We start from the raw sequence: 15,994 nt of genomic DNA, 5'->3' as shown, positions 1-15,994 counted from the left end.
TCCGCAGGAGCATCGTGGCAACTAGCCGTTCTCACCGACCGGCGACCCGCAGCCGAGGTATCCCCGAGGCCACCGTCGCCAGGCTTCCGCTGTACCTGCGGGCTCTCACCACGCTCTCCGAGCGTTCGGTGCCCACGGTGTCGTCGGAGGAACTCGCGACCGCCGCGGGCGTCAACTCCGCGAAGCTGCGCAAGGACTTCTCCTACCTCGGCTCCTACGGGACCCGCGGCGTCGGCTACGACGTCGAGTACCTCGTCTACCAGATCTCCCGTGAACTGGGCCTCACCCAGGACTGGCCGGTCGTGATCGTCGGTATCGGCAACCTCGGCGCCGCGCTCGCCAACTACGGCGGCTTCGCCTCCCGTGGTTTCCGCGTCGCGGCCCTCATGGACGCCGACGCCGCGCTCGCCGGGAAGCTGGTCGCCGGACTCCCGGTCCGGCACATCGACGAGCTGGAAGCGATCGTCGAGGACAACCAGGTGTCGATCGGTGTCATCGCGACCCCGGCCGGCGCCGCGCAGGAGGTCTGCGACCGCCTCGTCACCGCGGGCGTCACCTCCATCCTGAACTTCGCGCCGACCGTGCTGCAGGTCCCCGAGGGCGTCGACGTCCGCAAGGTCGACCTCTCCATCGAGCTGCAGATCCTCGCGTTCCACGAGCAGCGCAAGGCCGGCGAGCAGGGCCAGGGCCCGGACGGGGACGTGCCCGCCGTGATGCCGGCATGAGTGTTCTCGTCGTCGGCCTGAGCCACCGCAGCGCCCCGGTCAGCTTGCTGGAGCGGGCCGCGCTCACGGATGAGGCCAAGGCCAAGCTGCTGCAGGACGCGCTGGCCGCCGAGCCCGCGACCGAAGCGGCGGTGCTCGCCACCTGCAACCGCATCGAGCTGTACGCGGACGTGGACAAGTTCCACGCGGGCGTCGCCGAGCTGTCGATGCTGCTGTCGCTGCACAGCGGCGTCGGCCTCGAAGAGCTCACTCCTTATCTTTATGTGCACTACGAGGACCGGGCGGTCCACCACCTGTTCTCGGTCGCCTGCGGCCTGGACTCCATGGTGGTCGGCGAGGGCCAGATCCTCGGCCAGATCAAGGACGCGCTCGCCCTCGGCCAGGAGCTGCACACCGCGGGACGGCTCCTCAACGACCTGTTCCAGCAGGCCCTGCGGGTCGGTAAGCGCGCCCACAGCGAGACCGGCATCGACCGGGCCGGCCAGTCCCTCGTCACCTTCGGCCTCGACCAACTGGCCGCCACCACCGGCCCGCTGGCCGGTAAGCGCGTGCTGGTGGTCGGCGCGGGCTCGATGTCCTCGCTCGCCGCCACGACCCTGGCCCGCGCGGGCGTCACCGAACTCGTCATCGCCAACCGCACCGCCGACCGCGCGGAGCGGCTCGCCGCCCAGCTCGGCGGCCGGGCCGCCGACTTCGACGCCGTCGCCGGCGAACTGGCCTCGGCCGACCTCGTCGTGTCCTGTACCGGGGCGACCGGGCTGGTCCTGGACCACGCCACCGTCGCCGCCGCCGTCGCCACCCGCACCGCGACCGGCGCCGGCACCGCACCGCTGGCTCTGCTCGACCTGGCCATGCCGCGCGACGTCGACGCCGCCGTGCACGGCCTCGAAGGCGCCCACCTGGTCGACATAGAGTCGCTCGCCGAGGCCTCCGCGGACGCCCCGATGGCCGCCGACGTCGACGAGGTCCGCAAGATCGTCGCCGCCGAGGTCGGTGCCTTCGGCGCCGCTCAGCGCGCCGCCCGCATCACCCCCACCGTCGTCGCGCTGCGCGCGATGGCCGCCGACGTCGTCACCGGTGAACTCACCCGGCTCGACGGACGGCTCCCCGACCTGGACGACAAGCTGCGCTCGGAGATCACCCAGACCGTGCGCCGCGTCGTCGACAAGCTCCTGCACGCGCCCACCGTGCGGGTCAAGCAGCTCGCGGGCGAACCCGGCGGCGCCGGGTACGCCGACGCGCTGCGTGAACTCTTCGACCTCGACCCGCAGGCGGTCGCCGCCGTCAGCAGGGCCGACGACCCGAATCGAGGGCGGCCATGAACGGCCCCACCGCATTGAAATTGGGCACCCGGCGCAGCAAGCTCGCGATGGCGCAGTCCGGCATGGTGGCGGAGCAGGTGCGCCAGCTGACCGGCAGACCGGTCGAGCTCGTCGAGATCACCACGTTCGGGGATGTCTCCCGCGAGCAGCTCGCGCAGATCGGCGGCACCGGAGTCTTCGTCTCCGCGCTGCGGGACGCGCTGCTCGCCGGCGAGATCGACTTCGCCGTGCACTCGCTCAAGGACCTGCCGACGACTCCCGCCGAGGGCCTCACGCTCGCCGCGATCCCGGTCCGCGAGGACCCGCGCGACGCGCTCGTGGCCCGCGACGGGCTGACGTTCGAGGAACTCGTGGCGGCCGCCGCCGCGCTGGGCCGGCCGGCCCGCGTCGGCACCGGATCGCCGCGCAGGATGGCGCAGTTGAACGCCTGGGCCCGCAGCCTGGGCGGAGCGGTCGAGACGGTGCCGATCCGTGGCAACGTCGACACCCGCATCGGCTTCGTCACCTCCGGCGAACTCGACGCCGTCGTCCTGGCCGCCGCCGGGCTCAGCCGCCTCGGCCGCCTCGGTGAGGCGACCCAGCTGATCCCCGTCGAAGCCGTCCTGCCCGCCCCCGGACAGGGGGCGCTGGCCGTCGAATGTGCCGCCGGTAACCCGGCGGGACTGGCACTGGCCGCACAGCTCGCGGAGCTCGACGACCCGTTCACCCGGGCCGCCGTCGCCGCGGAACGATCACTGCTCGCCGCCCTTGAGGCCGGCTGCTCCGCCCCTGTGGGCGCGCTCGCCGACCTGGTGGCCGACGGGCAGATTTCCGAGCTGCGCCTGCGGGGGGTCGTCGGCACGACCGACGGCACCCAGCTGGTGCAGATGTCCATCACTGGTGCAACCCCTGAGTCCGCGGATGACGCCGCGGTTCTCGGTCGCGAACTCGCGGCCGAGATGCTCGCCAAGGGCGCAGCCGGTCTTATGGGGGAGCGCGAACTTTGAGCCCCACCGCCGTCAATCACTCCGGCCTCGGCCACGTCACCTTCCTCGGTGCCGGGCCCGGTGATCCCGGGCTGTTGACCCTGCGCGCCGTCGAGGCGCTGGCTCATGCCGACATGCTGGTCGGCGAGCCGCACGTGCTGGAGGTCGTGCGTACGCACGCCCGAGCAGATGTGGGCACGGCTGAACCAGCGGCAGGCGAGGGCGCGTTGGACGCCTCCGCTGCCGCCACCCAGCTTGTCATGACGTCCGCACGCACCGGCAAGCGGGTCGTCCGTGCGGTAGCGGGTGATCCCGGCCTGGACAACTGCACGGCGAGCGAGATGCTCGCCTGCGCGGCGGCCGGCATCCCCTTCGAGGTCGTACCGGGCGTCTCCGCGGCCATGGGCGTACCCGCCTACGCCGGGGTCCCGCTCAGCGCCGACGTCCGTTTCGTCGACGCCGCCACCGCCTCCGACCGCTGCTGGAGCGAGGTCGGCGCGAGCGACGCCACGCTGGTCCTCACCACCACGCTGCAGACCGTGGTCGCCACCGCCGCCGAACTGATGGCGGCGGGCCGCAAGCCCGACACCCCGCTGTCGGTCACGGTCGCCGGTACGACGACCCGGCAGCGCACCTGGACCGCGACCCTGGCCACGATCGCCTCCGAGCTCAAGGCCACCAAGGCCCTGCCGACACCGGAGGGCCCGATCGCGGCGATAGCCGTGGTGGGGCAGCGCAGTCTGCAGCGCGCCCAGCTGTCCTGGTTCGAGACCAAGCCGCTGTTCGGCTGGCGCGTCCTGGTGCCGCGCACCAAGGAGCAGGCCGCCTCGCTGTCGGACCAGCTGCGCTCGTACGGCGCGGTCCCGCACGAGGTGCCGACGATCGCCGTCGAGCCGCCGCGCACCCCGCAGCAGATGGAGCGGGCCGTGAAGGGCCTGGTCACCGGGCGTTATGAGTGGATCGCGTTCACGTCGGTCAACGCGGTCAAGGCGGTGCGGGAGAAGTTCGAGGAGTACGGGCTCGACGCCCGCGCCTTCGCGGGGATCAAGGTCGCCGCGGTCGGCGAGCAGACCGCCCAGTCGCTGGTCGAGTTCGGCGTGAAGCCGGATCTCGTGCCGAGCGGTGAGCAGTCCGCGGCCGGACTGCTGGAGGACTGGCCGCCGTACGATCCGGTCTTCGACCCGATCGACCGCGTCTTCCTGCCGCGCGCCGACATCGCCACCGAGACGCTGGTGGCGGGCCTGGTGGAGCTCGGGTGGGAGGTCGACGACGTCACCGCCTACCGGACGGTGCGGGCCTCGCCTCCGCCCGCGGACACTCGGGAAGCGATCAAGGGCGGCGGGTTCGACGCGGTGCTCTTCACGTCGTCGAGCACGGTCCGGAACCTGGTCGGCATCGCCGGCAAGCCGCACAACGTCACGGTGATCGCGTGCATCGGTCCCGCGACGGCGAAGACGGCGGAGGAGCACGGGCTGCGGGTCGACGTGATGTCGCCGGAGCCGTCCGTGCATGCGCTGGCGCAGGCGCTGGCCGATTTCGGCACGGCGCGGCGGGTGGCGGCGGAGGACGCGGGCGATCCTGTGACGCGGCCGAGTGAGCGGCGGCCTGGGTCGCGGCGGCGGGCCAGGGTCTGACGGTCATTTGTGGGTGATGTCCGGTGCGGGTCCGCTCTGACGGGCGGGGCCGCGCCGGGGTGACTCCTCGGACAGCGAACGCTCGTGCCGGCTTCGAAGTGACGGTCGGATTCGTTCGCTGTCCTGCGGGGACACCCCGCCACGTCCCCTCCGGTCAGTGGGTGGGCGTGCCCCCTGTCCGTGGTCATCCTTCGCTCCGGCCGACGTGTAGTCGGGAAGAGCATGCTGGGACCGGGCGTAGCGTGGACGTCTGGAACGGCTCCGGTGGTGGAGGAAGGCACGGACATGACTGGCTACGGTGATTTCCCCGGAGCGCGCCCCCGCAGGCTGCGCACCAGTCCGGCGATGCGGCGCCTGGTCGCCGAGACCCGGCTCAATCCGGCAGAGCTGATCCTGCCGATGTTCATCCGTGAGGGCATCCGGGAGCCGGTGGCGGTCTCGTCGATGCCCGGGGTCTTCCAGCACACCCGTGACACGCTCCGTAAGGCGGCCCTGGAGGCTGCCGAGGCGGGCGTCGGCGGGATCATGCTGTTCGGTGTGCCGGCGGTGAAGGACGCGCTCGGCACGCAGGGCACCGAGCCGGACGGCGTGCTGCAGGTCGCCATCCGCGATGTGGTCTCCGAGGTCGGGGACGCTGTGGTGGTGATGTCCGATCTGTGTCTGGACGAGTTCACGGACCACGGCCACTGCGGAGTGCTCGACGCGCAGGGCCGGGTCGACAACGACGCGACGCTGGAGCGCTACGCCGAGATGGCGCAGGTGCAGGCCGACGCGGGCGTTCATGTGGTGGGCCCGTCGGGGATGATGGATGGTCAGGTCGGTATCGTGCGCGACGCGTTGGACGCGGTCGGCCATGAGGACGTGTCGATCCTGGCGTACACGGCGAAGTACGCGTCGGCCTTCTACGGGCCGTTCCGCGAGGCCGTCGACTCGTCGCTCACCGGCGACCGCAAGACCTATCAGCAGGACCCGGCGAACTTCCGCGAGTCGCTGCGCGAGCTGGCGCTCGATCTGGCGGAGGGCGCCGACATGGTGATGGTCAAGCCCGCGCTGCCGTATCTGGACGTGCTGCGGAGGGTCGCCGACACGGTCGACGTTCCGGTGGCCGCGTACCAGGTCAGCGGCGAGTACGCGATGGTCGAGGCGGCCGCCGCCAACGGGTGGATCGACCGTGACCGCACCATCATGGAGACGCTCACGTGCGTGCGGCGGGCCGGCGCGAACATGATCCTCACGTACTGGGCGACGGAGGTCGCGGTGCGGCTGGGGCGCGAGGGCTGATGCCGTCCTACGACGCCGCGTAGGCGGTGAAGGCGGCCCAGGCGTCGGGGGTGAAGGTGAGGGCCGGGCCGTCGGGGTCCTTGGAGTCGCGGACGTGGACGGCGGTGGGGTGGGTGGCGACCTCGACGCAGTTGCCGCCGTCGCTGCCGCTGTGGCTGGACTTGCGCCACGCGTACGCGACTTCGAGGCAGTTGCCGCCTTCTTCGCTGCTGTGGCTGGACTTGAACCACGTCAGAGCGGTGTTCATCAGTCTCCTTGCCGCCGATCCAACAGGCCCTTGGTGTCTTCGGGGTTGAGGGCCTGCGTCCGCAGCATCGCATATTTTCGCGCCAGGATGCTGACCTCGTCGGAGTCGGATACGAGCTGGCTACCGCGCTGGGCCTCGGTATAGGCCAGGTGTTCGTGGTCGGGGGTCTCCAGTAGGACAAAGGGGCCGGAGAGCCCGGCGTGGGTCTTCCGGCCGAACGGCATCACCTGGAGGGAGAGGCCCGGAAGGTCCGCGCAGTCGCACAGGTGCCGCAGCTGCTCCTGGTAGACCTCATCGCCGCCCAGGCGGTCCATCAACACGGCCTCGGAGACGATGAAGCTGGCACTCGGCGGTTCCTTGCGGTGCAGTAGATCCTGACGCTCGATGCGGGCCGCGACCCGGTGTTCGATCTCTTCCTCGCTGAGCGGCGGCACCATGCTGAGGAAGGCCGCCCGCGCGTACCCCTCCGTCTGGAGCAGGCCGGGAAGCACCTGGTTCTCGTACGACGACAGGGCCACCGCCTCCCGCTCGCGGTCCATGAACTCCTCGGCCCACACCGGGTACCTGTCCATCTCCGGCAGGTTCTGCACCGCGACCGCCAGCGCGCCCTTGGTCTCCAGGACCCGGTCCAGCTGCTCCGCCAGGTCCGGCTTCAGCGGGCGTCTGCCCTGTTCGATCGACGCGACGGACTCTTCGGCGAGACACAGGCGCTCGGCCAGTTCGCGCTGGGTGAGGCGGGCGACCCTGCGGAACAAGGCCACTTGGGCGCCTACCAGTCGTACCGCTGAGGCGTTCTTCTTCGGCTTCTGCCAGGCGCACATGGTGGCCAACTTCCCACCTGGGTCCGTACCCGACCTCGAACAAACCCGTACCTGCGATCCGTACGGGTTGACGCGTTGGCGTTGCTCGGTAACGGAGAGCGAATCTTCGGGGACTCGGGCAGGGGATCGGTCACACGCGCACGCGCCGGGCGAGGCAGTATGGGGTGGTCACCCCATCCGAAGGAGACAAGCCGCCCATGAGCGCAGAACGAGCGAGCAGCCCCCACCAGGTACCACAGCCGACCGCGACGCCCGAGGCGCTGCGCTCTGCCCTGGCGATAGTGGCGCCCGCGCGGCTCTCCGCGTTCGACGGGGAGCGGGCCGCCGCTACAGAGGCGGCCCGCTCCACGGTCTCCGCCGCGCCACTGCGGCGCTTCGTCGAGCAGTGGGCCGTATATGTCGCGATCGAGCGGCACCCCGACCGGGCCGCCCGGTTGCGCGAGCTGGAGGCGCGGGCGGCGACCGTCGACGATCTCACCGAGGCCCGTGCGGTGGCCGCCGAAGTCAGCGAGATCCTCGCGGCCGCGGTAATCGAGGCTGGACTCGACCGGGGCGAGGGCACTACGTGAGCGACGGATGGCGATGGGAATGTGTCCCTGACGGCCAGCTGCGCCAAGGGGTGCCCGCGCATGTCGTTGCCGAGGCTGAGCAGATCGCGGTTGAGTTGGTGGCACTCGCTGACCTGGCCATCGACATCACGGACCTGGGCACGGGGCCCCGACCGGGTCAGCCAGGAGGCGTCCGGCGGTTCGACCTCCCCAGCGGGGGATGGGTCGACGTGTTACCCGTACCGCGTGCTTGCCTCGTAGCCGTCGTGCTCATCATGCCGCCCATGCAGCACTTGTGATTCTTTGCTTCTGATCGCGTACGTACGACAGTGCCCGCCCCTCGGAGTGAGGGACGGGCACTGCTGCTACGAGGCGGGGGCTACAGCTGGTCGGGGGTGTGGATGCCCAGCAGGGTCATTCCCTGGCGCAGCGTGCGGCCGGTCAGGGTGCAGAGGAAGAGCCGGTTCTCGCGGACGTCGTCGGGGGTCTCGGGCTTGAGGACCGGGCACTGCTCGTAGAACGTCGCGAAGGCCGAGGAGACCGCGTACAGGTACGACGCCAGCTTGTGCGGCTCGTAGGTGTCCGCGACACCCGCGAGGGCGTCACCGAACTCGTCCAGCAGCAGGCCCAGCGCGCGCTCGGCCGGGGCCAGCGGCAGCTCCGGGCGGGCGACGGCCCGGGCTGCTCCGGCCTTGCGGAGGATGGACTGGGTCCGGGCGAACGCGTACTGGATGTACACGCTCGTGTCGCCGGTCAGGGACACCATCCGGTCCAGGTCGAAGACGTAGTCGCGGCCGAGTGACGTGGACAGGTCCGCGTACTTGACCGCGCCGATGCCGACCTCGGCGCCGCGCTCCGCGACCTCCTCGTCGGAGAGCTCCTCGTTCTTCTCCCGGACGACGACGGTGGCCCGCTCGACGGCCTCGTCGAGCAGGTCGACCAGCCGGACGGTCTCGCCCTCACGGGTCTTGAACGGCTTGCCGTCCTTGCCCAGCACCGTGCCGAACGGCAGGTGCTTGACGGTGACCTCCTCGGTGAGCCAGCCGGCCCGCCGGGCGGTCTCGAAGACCATGCGGAAGTGCAGCGCCTGCCGGGCGTCCACCACGTAGAGGAGGGTGTCGGCCTTGAGGTTGCCGGTCCGGTCGCGGATCGCCGACAGGTCGGTGGCCGCGTAGCCGAAGCCGCCGTCCGCCTTCTGCACGATGAGCGGGACCGGCTCGCCGTCCTTGCCCTTGATCTCGTCGAAGAAGACGCAGAGCGCGCCGTTGGAGCGCACCGCGACGCCGGTGTCCTCCAGGATCCGGCAGGTCTCGACGAGCATGTCGTTGTAGGCGGACTCGCCGACGATGTCGTCGTCCTGGATCGCGATGTCGAGCTTGTTGTAGACCGAGTAGAAGTAGATCTTCGACTCGTCGACGAACCGCTGCCAGAGCGCGAGCGTCTCCGGCTCCCCGGCCTGCAGGTCCACGACCCGCTTGCGGGACCGGTCCTTGAAGGCCTCGTCGGCGTCGAAGAGCGTCCTGGCCGCCTTGTACGTCCGGTTGAGGCGGGACATCGACGCCTCGCCGTCGGTGTCGGCGTCCGCGTGGTCCAGCTCGTGCGGGTGCTCGATCAGGTACTGGATGAGCATGCCGAACTGGGTGCCCCAGTCGCCGATGTGGTGCCGGCGGATCACCGTCTCGCCCTCGAACTCCAGGATCCTGGCGATGGCGTCACCGATCACGGACGACCGCAGATGGCCGACGTGCATCTCCTTGGCCACGTTCGGCTGCGCGTAGTCGATCACCGTGGTGCCGGGGTCCGCGGTCAGCGGCACGCCGAGCCGGTCGTCGGCGGCGCGGGCGGCCAGCGTGGAGGTGATCGCCGCGTCGGAGACGGTGATGTTGAGGAAGCCGGGGCCCGACACCTCGATCTCGGAGATCAGCTCGTCGGTGGGCAGGCCGCCGACGACCTGGGCGGCGAGCTCCCGCGGGTTCGCCTTGTTCTTCTTCGCCAGGCCCAGCACACCGTTGGCCTGGAAATCGGCCCGGTCGCTTCGGCGCAGCAGCGGGTCGGCATCGACGGCCGACGGCACGGCGGCCGCCAGGGCGGCCGAGACACGCTGCTGGACAGAGGCGGAAAGGGAAGCGACCGAGGCCATGGGGTGGGTGCCATTCCGGTTGGGGGAGTGGGAAACCCTTCGAGTATCCCACGGGACCGCATCCCCTTTTCGGTCTGTGAGAATGGGGACGACATGCTGTCGAGGAAGGAAGTGCCGATCGTGGCTCAGAGCCCCGAGACCGACTGGGTCTCCCGTTTCGCGGACGAGGTCATTGCCGAGGCGGACCGTCGCGCCCCCGGCAAACCGATCGTCTGCGCATCGGGCCTCAGCCCGTCCGGCCCGATCCACCTCGGCAACCTGCGCGAGGTCATGACGCCGCACCTGGTGGCCGACGAGATCCGCCGCCGCGGCCGTGAGTGCGTCCACATCATCTCGTGGGACGACTACGACCGGTTCCGCAAGGTGCCCAACGGCGTCGACCCGTCCTGGTCCGAGCACATCGGCAAGCCGCTGACCGCGGTCCCGGCGCCGGCGGGCAGCGAGTACGGCAGCTGGGCGGAGCACTTCAAGGCGCCCATGATCGCCGCGCTCGCCGAGCTCGGCATCGAGTTCCACGGCATCAGCCAGACCGAGCAGTACACGGCCGGCGCCTACCGCGAGCAGATCCTCTTCGCGATGCGCGAGCGTGCCGCCATCGACGCGATCCTCGACCGGTACCGGACGAAGGACAAGCCGGCGACCGGCAAGAAGCCGCAGCAGAAGCAACAGAAGCCGCTCGACGAGGCCGAGGTCGAAGCCGCCGCGGGCTCCGGCGCGGCCGACGAGGACGACGGCACCGGCGGCGCGGGCTACTACCCGTACAAGCCGTACTGCTCGGTCTGCAACAAGGACCTCACCACGGTCACGTCCTACGACGACGAGACCACCGAGCTCTCCTACACCTGCGTCTGCGGCCACGCCGAGTCCGTGAAGCTCTCCGAGCACAACCGCGGCAAGCTGGTCTGGAAGGTCGACTGGCCGATGCGCTGGGCCTACGAGGGCGTGATCTTCGAGCCCTCGGGCGTCGACCACTCCTCGCCGGGCTCCTCCTTCGTCGTCGGCGGCCAGATCGTCCGCGAGATCTTCGGCGGCGAGCAGCCCATCGGCCCCATGTACGCCTTCGTCGGCATCAGCGGCATGGCCAAGATGAGCAGCTCGGCCGGCGGCGTCCCCACGCCGTCCGACGCGCTGGAGATCATGGAGGCGCCGCTGGTGCGCTGGCTCTACGCCCGCCGCCGCCCCAACCAGTCGTTCAAGATCGCCTTCGACCAGGAGATCCAGCGCACCTACGACGAGTGGGACGCGCTGGAGCGCAAGATCGCCGACGGCTCGGTGCAGGCCGCCGACGCCGCCGCGTACAGCCGGGCCACCCGCACCGCCGCCGGTGAACTGCCGCGGACACCGCACCCGCTGCCGTACCGGACGCTCGCCTCCGTCGTCGACATCACCACCGGCGACGAGGAGCAGACCCTGCGCATCCTGCGCGACCTCGACCCCGCCAACCCCGTCACGTCCCTCGACGCGACCCGGCCGCGGCTCGACCGCGCCCAGGCGTGGATCACCACCCACGTCCCCGCCGACCAGCGCACCCGGGTCCGCACCGAGCCCGACAGCGAGACCCTCGGCAGCCTCCCGGCCACCGACCGGGCCGCGCTCGACCTGCTCATCGACGGACTCGACGACCACTGGTCGCTGGACGGCCTGACGACCCTCGTCTACGCCGTGCCCAAGCTCCAGGCCGGCCTGGACGCCGACGCCAAGCCCACGCCCGAACTCAAGGTCGCGCAGCGGTCGTTCTTCGCGCTGCTCTACCAGCTGCTCGTCGGCCGGGACACCGGCCCGCGGCTGCCCACCCTGCTGCTCGCGGTGGGCGCGGACCGCGTCCGTACGCTGCTGGGCGCCTGACGGTCACGACGATCCCCCGGTTGCCGGATTCTCCGGCGGCCGGGGGATCAGGCGTTTACGGGACCTGTTCCGAGTCCCACTCGGTCCGGTACTGCGACTCGAACTCCGTCAGATAGCGGCGCAGCGTCCCCTCGCTGAGCGGGCCGCCGGTGCGGCCCGTGACGCCGTAGTTCTCCAGCAGATAGCGGCCGAACTGCCGCGGGTTGGGGAACTCGTTGACCTCGACGACGTAGCGGCGGAACGCCCCGTAGTACTGCTCCTCGCGCGGCACGTCCGGCTCGATGTGCGGCGGGCGGTGCAGGGCGGGTTCCGCTTCCGTTTCCGGTTCGGGATCAGGGGCGTAGCTCTTGACGCTTGCGGAGCTGTAACCGTTGGCGAGGGTGCGGACCCGGCCGGGCGAGACGGGGACCATGGGGCGGCCGTCGGATCCCGGTGCCGGCTCGGGTACGGGTTCCGGTGCGGGCGCCGGTATGCGGGTGCGGGCGGGCTCCGGCACCGGTTCAGGCTGCGGAACGAGCTCGGGCCGCGGCTCGGGCCGCGGTTCCGGTTGTGGTTCCGGTTGTGGTTCCTGCCGGGCGGCAGGTTGCACCGTCTCCAGCGCCAGGGCGGCCACGGGTACGGGTACGGGCGGCTGCGCCGGTACCGGCTCCTGGACGGTGATGCCGGCGGCGGCGAGGCCGAGGGCGGCGGTTTCGGCCAGGGGGATGCCGTAGCGGGCCAGCCGCAGCGGCATGAGGGCTTCGATGGGTGCTTTGCGGCGCCAGGCGCGGCCGTAGCGGGCCTGGAGGCGAGCCTGGTAGACGAGGCGGTCCTGCTCGAGGCGGATGACCTGGTCGTAGGAGCGCAGTTCCCACAACTTCATGCGGCGCCACAGCTTGAAGGTGGGGAACGGGGCCAGCAGCCAGCGGGTGAGGCGGACCGACTCCATGTGCTTGTCGGCGGTCAGGTCCGCCACCCGGCCCACCGCGTGCCGGGCGGCCTCGACACAGACCACGAACAGCACCGGGATGATGCCGTGCATCCCGACCCCGACCGGATCGGGCCAGGCGGCCGCACCGTTGAACGCGATCGTCGCCGCGGTCAGCAGCCACGCGGTCTGGCGCAGCAGCGGGAACGGGATCCGCATCCACGTCAACAGCAGATCCAGCGCCAGCAGCACCACGATCCCGGCGTCCACACCGATCGGGAACACGTTCGCGAACCAGCCGAAGCCCTTGTTCTGCGCGAGCTCCCGCACCGCGGCATACGATCCCGCGAAACCGATCGCGGCGATCACCACCGCACCGGCGACCACCACACCGACAAGAATCCGGTGCGTCCGGGTCAAACGTATCGCGGGCACCCGCGACCCCTCCCACCCTCGGCAACTGGACGGCCCAGCCTGTCATATGGGGGCGCGGCCAGGTCGTACAAAGGTGCTGAAACCGGTGCAGGTGCGACCGGAGTTGTTACGTGTTCGCCGCCGCGTTCGCCGCCGTGACCGAAGCCACGGCCTCCTTCGCCGCCGCGAGCGCGTCCTTCTGCAGCTGATCGGCCGCCGGGGTCTTCGCGCCTTCGAAGCCCGCCCCGTTGTGGGACAGGATGACGATGACGTTGCCGGTCCGCACGACGACCGTCTCGTCCTGGTAGTTCAGCTTGTCCTTCTCCACCAGCGCGCTCACCAGGGTCGCCTCGTCGCCGACACCGTCGGCCTTCACGGACGTCGCACCCTTGATCTGGGCCGCCGCGGCGACCTGCTCCGTGAAGCGCTTCCTGGCCTGCTCCTCGCCGCTGCCGACACCGCCGGCCGAGTCGAAGCGCTGCATGGCCACGTCCAGCCAGCGGAACTGGTAGCCGTCGAGCCCGTTCCAGGAGCAGCCGCCGCGCTGGTCCTGGACCGGCGACTGCGCCGCCGTGCCCGCCGCGTCCTTCACCTTCGGGACGAGCCGCCCCACGGTGGCCTGCGTCACCGACTTGCAGGGGTCCGGCAGCTTCGCGAACTTCGCCGCGGCGGGAGCCGCCGAGGCGGACGTCTTGCCCGAGCCCGCGCCGTCCGGCTTCTTGGACGAGTCCGACCCCGACGAGCAGCCGGCGACGAGCAGTACCGGCACGGCGGCACAGGCGAGAACTCGGGCGATTCGCGGTGCTGAACGGTGCATGGGTCCTTCGCTCACTTCGTTGCTCCCGACAGGGCGGTGGGCCGGCCGGGGGGCCGGGAAACGGACAGCCTACGGGGCGTCCGTTATCGGACGATCCGCCGTCACTTGATCGTCTTGACGAGCACATCCGCGACTTGCTCCGCGCCCTGCTGCAGGTCAGCGCTCTGCGGGGCGGTGGCCTTGTCCGCCGACCACTGCGCGTACGAGACCGTCACGAGGACATTCGCCGTGCGGAAAACGAGAGTGATGTCACGGTGCACCCCCGAGTCACGGGTCATCAGCTCGTCATCGAGGAAAGCGGCGTCGCCGACGTCGGCGAGCAGCCGCGGCGCGAGATCGGGGGAGGTCGCCGGAGAGGTGGCCGGAGAGGTGGTCGGCGCGGTGGCGGCCGGCTGACCCGGCAGACCGGCCGGGCTGCCGGGCGGCGCCACGGGCGGCGTCGTCGCCGGGGCGCCCGGAGTGCCCGGGGTCGTCGGAATGCCGGCCTGCAGCACCTTGGCGTCGTAGTCGGACTCCGCCTGTGCCTCGTCGCTCACCCCGGGGTCGTACGACACGACGCGCTCGAAGTCGATCTGCAGATAGCGGTTCCCCTGCGACGTCTCACCGGTCCAGGTGCAGCCGACCCGCCGGTTGGTGTCGTAGGTGAGCTCGGCGTCGCCCGTGTAGTCCGGTGCGTTCGGCACGAGCTTCTTGAGCGTGTCGGGTTCGAGCGAGCCGCACGGCTCCGGCAGCTTGCGGTACTTGCCGGGCGGCGCGGGGGCGACCTTCTGGTCACCGGTCGCGGACTTCGCGTCCACCGCCGCCGGGTCCGTATCGCCGTCCGCGGTGCAGGCACTCAGCCCCGAGACGGCCAGTACGGCCGCGCAGACGATGCCCAGCAGTCCTCGCGATGGCTGCACTGGCCAGGCTCCTTCCGCCGGGGGGTGCCCCGAAATCCCTTGGCGCGCGCACGCGTGCCGTGGACACAATGTCTACCGCACCTGCTGATGCGGCTGCGTGGCCGCCTGTGGGTATCGGGCGTTTCGTCCACATTATTGATGTCGGCACGGCGTGATTTCGTTGTGCCAATTTGTCCGTTCGAGAAGGGGGCTGGAGATGTCCTACACCGAGGTGCCCGGCGTCCGGGTGCCGATCCGCATGTGGACCGACCCGGCCTCCGTCGAGGACGGCGCGATGCAGCAGCTCCGCAACGTCTCGTCGCTGCCCTGGATCAAGGGCCTCGCCGTGATGCCGGACGTCCACTACGGCAAGGGCGCGACGGTCGGCTCCGTCATCGCCCTGCACGGCGCGGTCTGCCCCGCGGCGGTCGGCGTCGACATCGGCTGCGGCATGAGCGCGGTGAAGACCTCCCTCACGGCCAACGACCTGCCGGGCGATCTGTCCCGGCTCCGCTCGAAGATCGAGCAGGCGATCCCGGTCGGGCGTGGCATGCACCGGGAGATGGTCGACCCGCGCGGTATGCACGGCTTCCCGACGGCGGGGTGGGACGAGTTCTGGGCGGGGTTCGACGGGCTGGCGAAAGAGGTCAAATTCCGTCATGAACGGGCCACGAAGCAGATGGGAACGCTCGGCGGAGGAAACCACTTCTGCGAGGTAACGATCGCCGATGACAACTCCGTGTGGCTCATGCTGCACTCCGGCTCCCGCAACATCGGCAAGGAACTCGCCGAGTTCCACATCGGCGAAGCGCAGAAGCTGCCGCACAACCAGGATCTGGCCGACCGCGACCTCGCGGTCTTCATCTCCGACACCCCGCAGATGGCGGCCTACCGGCGGGACCTCTTCTGGGCGCAGGAGTACGCCAAGCGCAACCGCGCGATCATGATGGCGCTCTTCCAGGACGTGCTCCGCAAGGAGTTCAAGAAGGCCAAGGTGACCTTCGACAACGTGATCAGCTGCCACCACAACTACGTCGCGGAAGAGCGGTACGACGGCATGGACCTGCTCGTCACCCGCAAGGGCGCGATCCGCGCCGGCTCCGGCGAGTTCGGGATCATCCCGGGCTCCATGGGCACCGGCTCGTACATCGTGAAGGGCCTCGGCAACGCCGACGCGTTCAACTCCGCCTCGCACGGCGCGGGCCGCCGGATGAGCCGGGGCGCGGCGAAGAAGCGGTTCACGACCCGTGACCTGGAGGAGCAGACGCGGGGTGTGGAGTGCCGTAAGGACTCCGGCGTCGTGGACGAGATCCCGGGCGCGTACAAGCCGATCGAGAAGGTCATCGAGCAGCAGCGGGACCTGGTCCAGGTCGTGGCCAAGCTGAAGCAGGTCGTCTGCGTCAAGGGCTGAGGCAGGTCGGTGCGGCGGTGGGGGCGGGTGTGATCACCC

General features: G+C 70.6%; 14 protein-coding genes. 8 read left to right on the top strand and 6 right to left on the bottom strand.

Annotated elements, in window-relative coordinates; translation table 11 throughout:
- Positions 1–14: 14 nt before the first annotated feature.
- The 5 genes from LNW73_RS13780 to hemB all read left to right on the top strand — a co-directional run bounded on the left by LNW73_RS13780 (position 15) and on the right by hemB (position 5,927).
- Positions 15–725, top strand: coding sequence for a redox-sensing transcriptional repressor Rex (locus LNW73_RS13780; protein WP_138355129.1), 711 nt, complete (start codon positions 15–17; stop codon positions 723–725).
- Positions 722–2,047 carry a glutamyl-tRNA reductase gene (locus tag LNW73_RS13775; protein ID WP_250990101.1) on the top strand — a complete coding sequence of 442 codons (1,326 nt, stop codon included), beginning with the start codon at positions 722–724 and terminating at the stop codon, positions 2,045–2,047. The genes LNW73_RS13780 and LNW73_RS13775 overlap by 4 nt, the downstream gene beginning before the upstream one ends.
- Positions 2,044–3,033, top strand: a complete 990-nt coding sequence (gene hemC / locus LNW73_RS13770) for a hydroxymethylbilane synthase (RefSeq protein ID WP_250990100.1) — start codon at positions 2,044–2,046, stop codon at positions 3,031–3,033. Before LNW73_RS13775 ends, hemC begins: the two co-directional genes overlap by 4 nt.
- Positions 3,030–4,646 (top strand): uroporphyrinogen-III synthase, encoded by a 1,617-nt coding sequence (locus LNW73_RS13765; RefSeq protein ID WP_250990099.1) that lies wholly within the window; start codon positions 3,030–3,032, stop codon positions 4,644–4,646. The genes hemC and LNW73_RS13765 overlap by 4 nt, the downstream gene beginning before the upstream one ends.
- Positions 4,647–4,931: 285 nt before the next feature.
- On the top strand, positions 4,932–5,927 hold the full coding sequence (hemB, locus tag LNW73_RS13760; protein ID WP_250990098.1) for a porphobilinogen synthase: 996 nt from the start codon (positions 4,932–4,934) through the stop codon (positions 5,925–5,927).
- 7 nt (positions 5,928–5,934) lie between these two features.
- On the opposite strand, the gene LNW73_RS13755 is transcribed toward hemB, so the two are convergent.
- Entirely contained in the window at positions 5,935–6,174 is a 240-nt protein-coding gene (locus LNW73_RS13755; RefSeq protein WP_250990097.1) for a DUF397 domain-containing protein, read from the bottom strand.
- The gene (locus tag LNW73_RS13750; RefSeq protein WP_250992910.1) at positions 6,174–6,995 is read right to left on the bottom strand and encodes a helix-turn-helix domain-containing protein; all 822 of its coding nucleotides are present in this window, start codon (positions 6,993–6,995) and stop codon (positions 6,174–6,176) included. The genes LNW73_RS13755 and LNW73_RS13750 overlap by 1 nt, the downstream gene beginning before the upstream one ends.
- Positions 6,996–7,192: 197 nt before the next feature.
- Here LNW73_RS13750 and LNW73_RS13745 point away from each other — a divergent pair, with 197 nt between their 5' ends.
- Positions 7,193–7,564, top strand: a complete 372-nt coding sequence (locus LNW73_RS13745) for a DUF6247 family protein (RefSeq protein WP_250990096.1) — start codon at positions 7,193–7,195, stop codon at positions 7,562–7,564.
- Between the two features lie 358 nt (positions 7,565–7,922).
- Here LNW73_RS13745 and argS read toward each other — a convergent pair whose 3' ends face one another.
- Complete coding sequence (gene argS / locus LNW73_RS13735; RefSeq protein ID WP_250990094.1) at positions 7,923–9,683, bottom strand: arginine--tRNA ligase; 1,761 nt, start codon at positions 9,681–9,683, stop codon at positions 7,923–7,925.
- Between the two features lie 93 nt (positions 9,684–9,776).
- Here argS and lysS point away from each other — a divergent pair, with 93 nt between their 5' ends.
- Complete coding sequence (gene lysS, locus LNW73_RS13730; RefSeq protein WP_250990093.1) at positions 9,777–11,528, top strand: lysine--tRNA ligase; 1,752 nt, start codon at positions 9,777–9,779, stop codon at positions 11,526–11,528.
- A gap of 55 nt (positions 11,529–11,583) precedes the next feature.
- On the opposite strand, the gene LNW73_RS13725 is transcribed toward lysS, so the two are convergent.
- The 3 genes from LNW73_RS13725 to LNW73_RS13715 all read right to left on the bottom strand — a co-directional run bounded on the left by LNW73_RS13725 (position 11,584) and on the right by LNW73_RS13715 (position 14,565).
- Complete coding sequence (locus LNW73_RS13725; protein ID WP_250990092.1) at positions 11,584–12,870, bottom strand: DUF2637 domain-containing protein; 1,287 nt, start codon at positions 12,868–12,870, stop codon at positions 11,584–11,586.
- 106 nt (positions 12,871–12,976) lie between these two features.
- The gene (locus tag LNW73_RS13720; RefSeq protein WP_250990091.1) at positions 12,977–13,666 is read right to left on the bottom strand and encodes a DUF3558 family protein; all 690 of its coding nucleotides are present in this window, start codon (positions 13,664–13,666) and stop codon (positions 12,977–12,979) included.
- 101 nt (positions 13,667–13,767) lie between these two features.
- The gene (locus tag LNW73_RS13715; RefSeq protein WP_250990090.1) at positions 13,768–14,565 is read right to left on the bottom strand and encodes a hypothetical protein; all 798 of its coding nucleotides are present in this window, start codon (positions 14,563–14,565) and stop codon (positions 13,768–13,770) included.
- A 196-nt stretch (positions 14,566–14,761) separates the two neighbouring features.
- Here LNW73_RS13715 and LNW73_RS13710 point away from each other — a divergent pair, with 196 nt between their 5' ends.
- Positions 14,762–15,955, top strand: coding sequence for an RtcB family protein (locus LNW73_RS13710; RefSeq protein WP_250990089.1), 1,194 nt, complete (start codon positions 14,762–14,764; stop codon positions 15,953–15,955).
- Positions 15,956–15,994 lie beyond the last annotated feature (39 nt).

The sequence above is a fragment of the Streptomyces sp. RKAG337 genome, assembly GCF_023701715.1.
Classification (GTDB): Bacteria; Actinomycetota; Actinomycetes; order Streptomycetales; family Streptomycetaceae; genus Actinacidiphila.
This window is presented reverse-complemented; position numbering and strand designations above follow the sequence as displayed.

Bases quoted from the DNA above. Each gene is read 5' to 3' on its own strand.
- LNW73_RS13710 (WP_250990089.1), top strand. From the start codon at position 14,762: ATGTCCTACACCGAGGTGCCCGGCGTCCGGGTGCCGATCCGCATGTGG.
- LNW73_RS13750 (WP_250992910.1), bottom strand. From the start codon at position 6,995: ATGTGCGCCTGGCAGAAGCCGAAGAAGAACGCCTCAGCGGTACGACTG.
- hemB (WP_250990098.1), top strand. From the start codon at position 4,932: ATGACTGGCTACGGTGATTTCCCCGGAGCGCGCCCCCGCAGGCTGCGC.
- lysS (WP_250990093.1), top strand. From the start codon at position 9,777: ATGCTGTCGAGGAAGGAAGTGCCGATCGTGGCTCAGAGCCCCGAGACC.
- hemC (WP_250990100.1), top strand. From the start codon at position 2,044: ATGAACGGCCCCACCGCATTGAAATTGGGCACCCGGCGCAGCAAGCTC.
- LNW73_RS13755 (WP_250990097.1), bottom strand. From the start codon at position 6,174: ATGAACACCGCTCTGACGTGGTTCAAGTCCAGCCACAGCAGCGAAGAA.
- LNW73_RS13775 (WP_250990101.1), top strand. From the start codon at position 722: ATGAGTGTTCTCGTCGTCGGCCTGAGCCACCGCAGCGCCCCGGTCAGC.
- argS (WP_250990094.1), bottom strand. From the start codon at position 9,683: ATGGCCTCGGTCGCTTCCCTTTCCGCCTCTGTCCAGCAGCGTGTCTCG.
- LNW73_RS13720 (WP_250990091.1), bottom strand. From the start codon at position 13,666: ATGCACCGTTCAGCACCGCGAATCGCCCGAGTTCTCGCCTGTGCCGCC.
- LNW73_RS13745 (WP_250990096.1), top strand. From the start codon at position 7,193: ATGAGCGCAGAACGAGCGAGCAGCCCCCACCAGGTACCACAGCCGACC.